General features: G+C 39.2%; 13 protein-coding genes. 11 read left to right on the forward strand and 2 right to left on the reverse strand.

The window, feature by feature from the left end; genetic code table 11:
• From L6N96_02665 to L6N96_02675, 3 genes are all read left to right on the forward strand, one after another.
• A partial coding sequence (locus L6N96_02665; GenBank protein MCP8323068.1) for a zinc-binding dehydrogenase occupies window positions 1–180 on the forward strand: 180 nt, incomplete at its 5' end.
• Between the two features lie 115 nt (window positions 181–295).
• Window positions 296–1396, forward strand: a complete 1101-nt coding sequence (locus L6N96_02670) for a PQQ-dependent sugar dehydrogenase (GenBank protein MCP8323069.1) — start codon at window positions 296–298, stop codon at window positions 1394–1396.
• Window positions 1397–1434: 38 nt separating this feature from the next.
• Entirely contained in the window at window positions 1435–1656 is a 222-nt protein-coding gene (locus L6N96_02675; GenBank protein ID MCP8323070.1) for a DUF2769 domain-containing protein, read from the forward strand.
• A 138-nt stretch (window positions 1657–1794) separates the two neighbouring features.
• On the opposite strand, the gene L6N96_02680 is transcribed toward L6N96_02675, so the two are convergent.
• The gene (locus tag L6N96_02680) at window positions 1795–2382 is read right to left on the reverse strand and encodes a cobalamin B12-binding domain-containing protein (GenBank protein MCP8323071.1); all 588 of its coding nucleotides are present in this window, start codon (window positions 2380–2382) and stop codon (window positions 1795–1797) included.
• A 72-nt stretch (window positions 2383–2454) separates the two neighbouring features.
• Window positions 2455–2796, reverse strand: coding sequence for a metalloregulator ArsR/SmtB family transcription factor (locus L6N96_02685; GenBank protein ID MCP8323072.1), 342 nt, complete (start codon window positions 2794–2796; stop codon window positions 2455–2457).
• 117 nt (window positions 2797–2913) lie between these two features.
• Between L6N96_02685 and L6N96_02690 the strand changes: the two genes are divergently transcribed.
• The 8 genes from L6N96_02690 to L6N96_02725 all read left to right on the forward strand — a co-directional run.
• Window positions 2914–3186, forward strand: coding sequence for a thioredoxin family protein (locus tag L6N96_02690; GenBank protein MCP8323073.1), 273 nt, complete (start codon window positions 2914–2916; stop codon window positions 3184–3186).
• Between the two features lie 13 nt (window positions 3187–3199).
• Complete coding sequence (locus L6N96_02695) at window positions 3200–4231, forward strand: permease (GenBank protein MCP8323074.1); 1032 nt, start codon at window positions 3200–3202, stop codon at window positions 4229–4231.
• A 271-nt stretch (window positions 4232–4502) separates the two neighbouring features.
• A complete protein-coding gene (locus tag L6N96_02700) occupies window positions 4503–4916 on the forward strand; it encodes a hypothetical protein (GenBank protein ID MCP8323075.1) in 414 nt (137 codons plus the stop codon).
• Between the two features lie 10 nt (window positions 4917–4926).
• Window positions 4927–5379: a nitroreductase family deazaflavin-dependent oxidoreductase gene (locus L6N96_02705; protein ID MCP8323076.1), complete on the forward strand. Its 453-nt coding sequence runs from the start codon at window positions 4927–4929 to the stop codon at window positions 5377–5379.
• Between the two features lie 130 nt (window positions 5380–5509).
• The gene (locus tag L6N96_02710) at window positions 5510–6949 is read left to right on the forward strand and encodes an NAD(P)/FAD-dependent oxidoreductase (GenBank protein ID MCP8323077.1); all 1440 of its coding nucleotides are present in this window, start codon (window positions 5510–5512) and stop codon (window positions 6947–6949) included.
• 161 nt (window positions 6950–7110) lie between these two features.
• Window positions 7111–7518, forward strand: a complete 408-nt coding sequence (locus L6N96_02715) for a hypothetical protein (protein ID MCP8323078.1) — start codon at window positions 7111–7113, stop codon at window positions 7516–7518.
• The gene (locus L6N96_02720; GenBank protein ID MCP8323079.1) at window positions 7511–8158 is read left to right on the forward strand and encodes a DUF998 domain-containing protein; all 648 of its coding nucleotides are present in this window, start codon (window positions 7511–7513) and stop codon (window positions 8156–8158) included. Before L6N96_02715 ends, L6N96_02720 begins: the two co-directional genes overlap by 8 nt.
• A 666-nt stretch (window positions 8159–8824) precedes the next feature.
• The coding region (locus L6N96_02725) for a hypothetical protein (GenBank protein ID MCP8323080.1) at window positions 8825–9107 on the forward strand (283 nt) is incomplete at its 3' end.

Raw genomic sequence — 9107 nt, forward strand, 5'->3', positions numbered from 1 at the left:
GAAGATCTAATTTTCCTCAAAGAGCTTGCTGAGGCGGGAAAGATAAAACCGGTCATAGATAGAACCTATCCATGGGAACAAATTGTCGAAGCCCACCGTTATGTCGACAAAGGACATAAAAAAGGAAATGTAGTAATAACTATGGAACATAATAACAAAAGGATCGCCAATCATTTGTAGCTGCGATTAGTCCCCTAACAAGGCTGTGAGCTTATTGGAGGAGACAGTCAAGCTATAGAAAGAAAGATATCTACAATAGTTAAATATAGATACAGAATAACAATGTTATTTTTGTATGAATAAGATCGAAGAATGGTGGGTATTTCCCGGATTCGAAATAGAGTGTATGGCTACAGGTTTAGATTTGCCGGTAAATTTGGCTTTTGTTCCTAAGCCAACTGATGACCCTGATGCGCCGCTATTATATGTGATTGAGCTTTACGGTCAGGTAAAGGTAATAACCAATAACTGGAAGATCCATACTTACATAGAGGGGTTGCTGAATTATGAACCCGATCACCGATTTCCGGGAACTGGAGAGTCTGGCGTTATAGGTATATGCGTTGAACCCGAAACTGGAAATCTCTTTCTGTCTATGATTTATATGGATAATGGAAAAGTGAAATCGAAAGTTGTGAGGACTACAAGCAAGGATGGATTGAAGATGTCTTCCATGAAGACGATCATTGATGACATACCTTCCACAAAGGCTGCTCACCAGATACAAGCCGTAACAATCGGATTCGACTCAAAGCTATACGTCAACTTAGGTGATGGGATGGTCGATCCTGAAGTAGCTCAAGATGATAATGATCCAAGAGGAAAGATATTGCGTATGAATTTGGATGGTTCGGTTCCCGAAGATAATCCAAATCCAAATAGTCTGGTATATGCTAAAGGTTTCAGAAATCCTTTCGGGGCTGCTTGGCGCAAGAAAGATCGATCTCTTTACATTTCTGATAATGGGCCTGCATGCGATGACAGAATTGCTATGATAGAACCTGGTCAGAATTATGGATGGCCACAAACAATGAAAAAGAATTCAATGTTTTGGTGGAGCTTTACCCAAGCTCCAACAGCGATTGCTTTTATGCAGGATGGGCAATTTCCGCAAGAGTATGATGACGATCTATTTGTGGCTTTATTTGGTTTTTCTTATTTTAAGGGAAAGGCCATTAAGGGAAAAAGGATTGTAAAACTCAAAATAAATGAGGATAAATCCGGTATAAAATCATATGACGACTTCGTTATCTATGTCGGTCAAGGACCAGCGAGTCCTTGTGGTATGGTTTTCGGTCCTGACGGTCTTTACTTTACCGACTTGCATGGTGAGCGTGATGGGTTGACCAAAGTCCCTAGCGGAAACATCTATCGAGTCAAACCGAAAAAAATATAAAAAATTGAAACCTATTGATTCAAGGTGTAAAATAAACAATGAAAGTTCCAGATAATAAAGAAAATTTAATGAAATGCATCTGTACGAATTGTCCGACTCATAATGATTGTATGAAGGAACGGAAGCAAGGTCTATTTTGTGCACGTGTTAAATCTGATTGCGATCTTGAGAGGCAGGGTTGTATCTGTGGCCAATGTCCAATCTCAAGTGAATATCGGCTTTCTAAAATGTATTACTGTGAAATAGGTGCAGCTGAGTAAATAAAAAATAATTAAAAGTAAATCCAGTTAACTTTACAATAGATTCGAACCTTGATCAATATATGAGAATGTAGGAGTACAAGACCCTCGAAGAGATGGAAGGGTTAAATTACAGGTTTAGCTGGACCTTTAAATTTTTTATCTTAAATTTAGGGTCTTAAATAGTTCTGAAGGATTGGAGATAACAATATCTGCGCTTATACCTTCGGCGATTGGTCCTCCTGCTACTATCTTTAAATCAGATCTGGTTCTTTTTATCATTTCGATGAGATCGTTGATTGCTTCTTTAGTCTCTTTCTGAGTGCAAGATATAATGACAAATTTAAGGGACGGATCCGTTAGATACTTCGATATATCATCTATGAGTACTCCCTTCGGTAAATTATAGACTTTTAATCCCTCTGCCTTTAGCAAGGTAGCGATTGTATCCTTTATTAGAACATGACCTTCGCCTCTGATCGTTATCAATAATGTAGCAAAGGGGGGATTTGGTATTGGCGCTATCTTTGAATCAAGGACTTTGAGGACCCTATTGGTGGTAGTGTAGCAATCAAACCATCTCTTTAGTGCACCGTTGGGGTCTCGTTTGTGCCACTCACTGAAATCCACCCATGCCTTAAGAACTGCTTTTATTACAATATCTTGGATGCTGATCCCATCATCGAGAGCTCTTTGAGTGGCATCTAAGGCTACGTTACCGTCACCTAAAAATATGGCCTTAGCCACTTCATCTAGCTCATTATCTGACAGTTAATACTCCGCCCCCATTACAACCTTTCCTAACAAAGTAGTCATATTTCAATCCCTCCGAGAAGACTCTAGCGCCTTTGCAACTTTTATCATAGCAGAGATGCGGTCTAAGATAAGATTGTCAACTTCCTCTAAAAGATGGAATATCTTTGGATCTCTGATTCGATAGAAAGTGCTCTTTCCCTCAAAGCGTCTATCAAGGATACCTGATTGATAGAGAATATCCAAGTGTTTTGAGATCGTTGATTGAGACTTTCTAAATACGGGTTGAATCTCACACACACATCTTTCACTGTCTTTGAGAAACTCTATGATCTTCAGTCTTATTGGGTCTGAAAGAGCACGAAATATATTTACACGATAGCTCGAAATTTGTTGATTCTCATTCATTATTTTTATCTAAATTTAAATAAGAGATTTATATATATAAATTTAACGATAAACTATATATCGTTATAAGTAGATTTAAATAATGTATTATGATAATTAGATAATGGAGGTGTTGTCTTGTCTGAACTCAATATAGAAGTTATAGGTGTTGACCCACCATGTGCAAGATGTACTTCATTGAAGAAGGCTGTTGAGGCTGCGGCTAAAAAACTTAAAGAGAGTGGAACAGAAGTCAAGATCACAAAGTTAAACATAATTTCGAAAGACGTTGTCTCAAAGTATGGCATACTTGTCTCTCCGGCATTCGCAGTCAATGGTAAAGTAAAGCTCATGGGCAGTGTGCCAAGCGTAAATGAAGTTTTGAATATTCTTAAGGAAGCCACCAAGTAAAGAGATGTGATAGATGAACGAGAGATTCAGAATACTTCGTACAATTTTTCTTTTATCCTTCATCACTATTGTCCTAGGGCTTCTCATCTATTCAAGGATCATGGCCTACTCGCTTGCTCCCACTTTAAAGCCTGTCGATTTCCAAGGTATGGAATTATGGAGGATACCTCTAGCATACATATGGGACTATCTGAGCCACGGATGGATCTGCCTTCTCTTCGCCTTTGTTGCTGCTGGCTTGGTCTATGAATTTACCCCGAAGGATATTATAACAAGATATATGAGTAGCAACAAAGTTACTGGTTACACGATTGCTGCGGGTATAGCCCCTTTTTTAACCGTCTGCTCATGCACCATGGTCCCCCTTTTTGCTGGCGTACTCTACGCTGGAGCTGGAATTGGACCAGCTATATCTTTCCTTCTTATGGCTCCAGCCGCAAACATCCTAACCATCATACTGACTGGAGAGATAATTTCTTGGGAGATAGCCGTAGTGAGAATAATTGCTTCTCTTGTTGTTGCGATAGTAGCTGGTTTGTTGATATCAAAAACAGCCTGGGGAAAGAAGGTAGAAAATGAACACAAAGTTGATGTGGCACAAAATACTTCCATCGAGATCGTTAAGCCTCCACTAGACGAGAGGCTATGGTCTGCCTTGAAGTTTGGATGGTATCTAGGAAAGAAGATACTACCTTTCTTCTTTTTTGGACTTATAGCTGTAAGTTATGTATCAGCCTTTGTGCCAGAAGAAGTCGTCTCAAGCTATTTGACAGGTGTAGGTGGGGTGCTTTTGGCCTCTGTCATCGGCGGCCCACTCTATACCCCGACTCTTGTAGAGATCGTACTTGGAAAGGGTTTGTTGGACTTAGGAATGTCCCAAGCAGCATTACTATCATGGTTGATGGGGCAACCATATGATATACCGAACATGATAGCAACCTCAAGGATAGTGAAGTGGAAGGTCGTTTTAAGTTACGCAGCCATCGCCTTGGCCTTTAGCATAATGTTTGGTCTATTGTATGGATTGATGATTGGCGTTTTATAATAAAAAATTGAATAGAAGGTCCAATTTAAGGTGGATATAGTTCCAGATTATATTCTCTTTACCCACGATAGAAATTTCAAGGCTTCCTATGCGCATCACACCGGATAGGTCTTCCAAGAAGTTGTAGCATCCTTAAGGTATCTCTTCTTATCAAATTCGACCTTTATGATAACATCCACTCGCTCATCCGACTCAACTCTCAATATTAATTTGACTAAAGAATATGCTAATCATAAATACTTGTACATCTAATAGATTATTGTAATTTGAATTGAGTACAAAAGAGAAGCCCATGTTGCCCTTTGCGTTATCCCTTACAGCAGGAATCTTGATCTTAATTGGAGGAACGATGGGGTGGATATGGATGTCGGGTGGAATAGAACACTGGGGGCACATGCCCTTCGGGATGATGGATGACTGGATGCATAGTTGGGAGGATACGATGCATGGGATTGGCTTTACAGATGCATCATTCATGGTCTTCTCCATAATAGGACTATCTTCTGGAATCCTTATCTTGTTAGGTTCGAGTATGCTTTACGCCAGACCTAAAGAGCATCTAGCATGGGGAATCGTCATAGTAATCTTTTCGGCTCTAAGCCTTTTCGGCATGGGCGGTTTAATCTTGGGTGCTGCTTTAGGATTGGCTGGAGGCATATTGGCTATCATATGGAGGCCATCCTAATTAAACAGAAATGCCCGAAAAATTCAACTTCCCAACACCCAACCGATTCATTAAACTACTGTATTCTATCGGTTTTGGACCTCTCATAGGTAAGATGGTACTCCTGCTAAAGACAAAAGGCCGAAAAACAGGCCTCCCACGTGTCACACCTCTCCAGTACGAGGAAATAGAAGGCCTCTACTACGTTGGCTCGATGCGGGGTTCAAAATCAGACTGGTTCCGCAACGTAATCAATAACCCCTACGTTGAAGTACGTGTAGGATCCAAGCAGTTCGAGGGGATGGCTGAGCCCATCAGCGACACCTCACGCATTGCAGACTTTTTAGAACTCCGCATAAGAAGACACCCCAAAGTAATGGGTATGATATTTCAAATAGAAGGACTCCCCTCAAAACCCAAACGCGATCAACTAGAAACCTACGCAAAAAATTTATCAATGGTAATTATTCGCCCAAAAGGTTAAGGCGTGCACTATAGAAATATAATGCTTTAAAACGGATAATCATAACAAACGGTGAGAAAATCTGGAAAAGAAGAAGGTAATAATCATTGGCGCAGGAATAGCCGGTCTATCTGCTGCCAATTATTTGCAGATGAATGGGTATGATACCGAAATCTTCGAGCTTCACACTAAACCGGGTGGTTTATGTACGGGATGGAGAAGAAAGGGTTACACTATCGACGGTTGCGTTCATTGGTTGGTGGGTTCTAGTCCTTCTGTTAATTACTATAAATTTTGGAATGAACTAATCGATATGAAAGAGTTGAAGATCGTAGATTATGAGGAATATTGTTCGCTTGAAGATGAAGACGGTAAACGTTTTAGAGCATTCGCAAATGTTGACAGATTAGAGAAAGAAATGAAAGAAATCGCTCCTGAAGATGCAAAAGCTATTGATGAATTCATTAATGGAGTTAAAACCTTCATTCATTTTGAACCGCCGATAGAAAAAGCCCCAGAAGTGATGAACTTCTTTGATAAGATTAAGATGATCTTTAAGATATTACCAAAGATGAGAAGTCTCAAAAAATGGATTAGTTTGAATAATGAAGATTATGCCCATAAATTTAGGAATCCGTTACTCAAGAAGATTTTTACAATTGCATTTCACCCCAAAATTCCGGTGATGATTGTACTTATGACTTTTGTATGGTTTCACAAAAATGGTGCGGGTTATCCTGTGGGCGGATCGTTGAAGATTGTTGATTTGATGGAGAAAAAGTACTTGAATAATGGTGGCAAGATTCATTATCGTTCAAAAGTTACAAAGATTATCGTAAAGGATAACGTGGCATGCGGAATAGAATTAGAGAACGGTGAGAAACATAATACAGATATCGTTGTATCCGCAGCAGATGGGCACTATACGATTTTTGAGATGCTAGAAGAAAAATATAAAGATAAAAATATATTGGATCTATATTATAACGAAAAGTTTGAGCCCCAGACTTCAACAGTCTATGTTTCCATTGGCGTATCTAGGACCTTTGAAGATGAATCTTACAAACCTTGGTTGTTTTTCCCTCTCGAAGAGCCATTGATCATAGATGATAAAACACAAATGAATGAAATTGCAGTCACGATACATAATTTTGACCCTTCGGCTGCAGAACCTGGAAAGACTGTTTTAACCTTGATGCTCGATTGTAAAAATCCTGAATATTGGATAAACCTGAGAAAGACTGATAAAAATAAGTATAATGAAAAAAAGGAACATATTGCCAAAGATGTCATCCTGTTTCTGGAAAAGCGTTTCGGCAATATAGAATCAAATGTTGAAGTTTGCGATATTGCAACTCCTGCAACATATGCAAGATATACGAACAACTGGAAAGGCAGTACGATAGGATGGCAAGATCCAGAAGTCTTTATTACGAAAACAATCAAAAAGGAAATAGAAGGTCTTATGAATTTTTACATGTGTGGTCAATGGGTTGGTGACGGTGGGTTACCTATGGCTTTAACTAGTGGAAGGAATGTAGCTCAAATAATTTGTAAGAGGGATAAAAAAAGTTTTAGGACTGCATTGTAAATCGAAGAATTTAGAAGAATTTCATAGAAAAACAACTCTATGTCGAGATCGTCTTCCACATAGAGGGCGAGTTCCAGTTCGACAGAATATGGCACACCTATATGCCCTACACCTTCAAAATGGCCAGGCTCCCAAAGGCATCCTGTGTGGCAGTGGTCTTTATGACGTTCGCCGTTCTTGCGTTCATGCTCTCCCTGCAGTTCGTAGCCTCCCTGGTGTACGGCGCTTTCATGAGCTCCCTCTTGAAGGTGAACTTGCTTCCCCTCTCCAAAGTGGTTTCAGGCTTTCCCTTCGGCTTTGTGGTAAAGAGAATCTATAATGATAAAAGGAAAGGTAACAACGCTCGTCGGGGGTCTAAACACATGTCAAGAAGCATAGCTAAGGCCAAATACCTATCATTGGTATTAATCATAATCGGCTTATTCCTAATCATCGACTCTTTATTCCATCACGCTATATCCTTCGATTACTCGAAGCTCGGCTTAGATTGGGCGGACGAATACTTCAGCCACCTCTACGTCGGCTTGCCCCTAGTTCTCATGGGACTATGGGGTTGGAGAGGTGAGTGATCTTAGATGCTGGACAGAAAGAATTCTAGTTCCAACTCACGATAAGTTAATAAAATCGAAACAGTTAACTTACATTATGAAGTACGACAATAGAACGGTGGCTGGGGCGCTTCTATTTGTTGGTAGTGTTCAGTTTCTTTTTGGATTGATCATAGCAGAAATATTGTACCCAGGTTACAATGTCTCAAAAAATTTCATAAGTGACCTGGGCGTTGGACCTACCTCTCTCATCTTCAATTCATCCGTGTTCTTGCTTGGCGTTTTTATTGTAGCTACTGCATACTTCATTCATCGTTCATTCGGTTCTAGACTTCTTTCTTTCCTTTTTACCCTAACGGGCCTCGGTGCCATGGGGGTGGGATTGTTCCCCGAGACTGTCAGAATAATACACCCCATCTTTGCCCTTATTGCTTTCGGATTCGGGGGACTATCTGCTATCATGTCATACAAATTACAGAAACTACCTTTCACTTACTTTTCTGTTCTATTAGGAGCGATTTCACTAATAGCGATAGCCCTCTATGGTTCCGGTACTTTTCTCGGTTTAGATAAGGGGGGGATGGAACGCATGATTGCATACCCTACTCTAATCTGGGCACTTGGCTTTGGTGGTTATCTGATTGGATATTCCGAGGAATGATCATCATGTAATTTTGTATGCCAAAAAGAAGGCTATCTCATAAAAAACTTCCAGCTATTGATAGAATAACCATTTTGTAAAAAGGTTCTCTACAAAGATAAATACTATAATCTGGAAGCCATACCTTTAGATAAGGCAACCATAAAGATTGATGAATATGAGATCAGCTTATCTACGACTGATGCTAAAGATCTCAAGTCCTTGCTAAAAACTAGATGAAAAGGAAGATAAAGAATTTTCTGAAGGGAACGGTCCCTTTTATACTGAAAAGTTAGGAGTAAAGATCAACGGCTATAGCGTCAGGAAAATGAAGAGAAATGGGACTCCTGCAACAGGAAAGATTAGTGATAGAAGGATAAGGGTTAGTGGAATCTACTCTGGCGTTGGCAGAATGGATCAACTCACTTCCTGATAGAGAGAATGAATCAAAGATAGGAGATTTTAAAGATAAAGCATAAATACATTTATTTCAATTACCAATTTAAGATTTTTTGAAGATTTTTATAAATATATTAACTATTATTAAATACTTCTATCAATTACATATAAAGAAGAGATAGATATTTTACCATACCGATACTTTACATGTAAAATATTAATAGTGTGTCCATCAGTTAGAAAGTCTTTTTAACTTTATCGCGTCTTTTAAATTAAGTGGAATATGAGATGAATGAAATTAAAATTGAAGCTAGTAGAAAGGACCGTGTCATTAAAGATGCTTATGCAAAAATTAGCACTTTAAAAAAGGGAGGTTACGACGTTAAAAAACAATCCACCGACTTAAAGAAATGGCTTGAGGAGCAGGATGAAGTCGAGGAAGTTTCTGTATATGGTGATACAGATATAACTGTAAAATTCAAGGATAAAACCCAAGTAGGAATACTCTTAGACCGCAAGAAAATTTATGGAGGAAGTACCGAAAATAGCGTAAATGTTGATACAAATAAAC

It is taken from the genome of Candidatus Methylarchaceae archaeon HK02M2 (genome assembly GCA_024256165.1).
Lineage (GTDB): Archaea > Thermoproteota > Nitrososphaeria > Nitrososphaerales > JACAEJ01 > HK02M2.

Excerpts from the sequence above, each read along its gene's own strand:
- L6N96_02670 (MCP8323069.1), top strand. The coding sequence starts at position 296 with ATGAATAAGATCGAAGAATGGTGGGTATTTCCCGGATTCGAAATAGAG.
- L6N96_02675 (MCP8323070.1), top strand. The coding sequence starts at position 1,435 with ATGAAAGTTCCAGATAATAAAGAAAATTTAATGAAATGCATCTGTACG.
- L6N96_02685 (MCP8323072.1), bottom strand. The coding sequence starts at position 2,796 with ATGAATGAGAATCAACAAATTTCGAGCTATCGTGTAAATATATTTCGT.
- L6N96_02695 (MCP8323074.1), top strand. The coding sequence starts at position 3,200 with ATGAACGAGAGATTCAGAATACTTCGTACAATTTTTCTTTTATCCTTC.
- L6N96_02705 (MCP8323076.1), top strand. The coding sequence starts at position 4,927 with ATGCCCGAAAAATTCAACTTCCCAACACCCAACCGATTCATTAAACTA.
- L6N96_02710 (MCP8323077.1), top strand. The coding sequence starts at position 5,510 with ATGAATGGGTATGATACCGAAATCTTCGAGCTTCACACTAAACCGGGT.
- L6N96_02715 (MCP8323078.1), top strand. The coding sequence starts at position 7,111 with ATGACGTTCGCCGTTCTTGCGTTCATGCTCTCCCTGCAGTTCGTAGCC.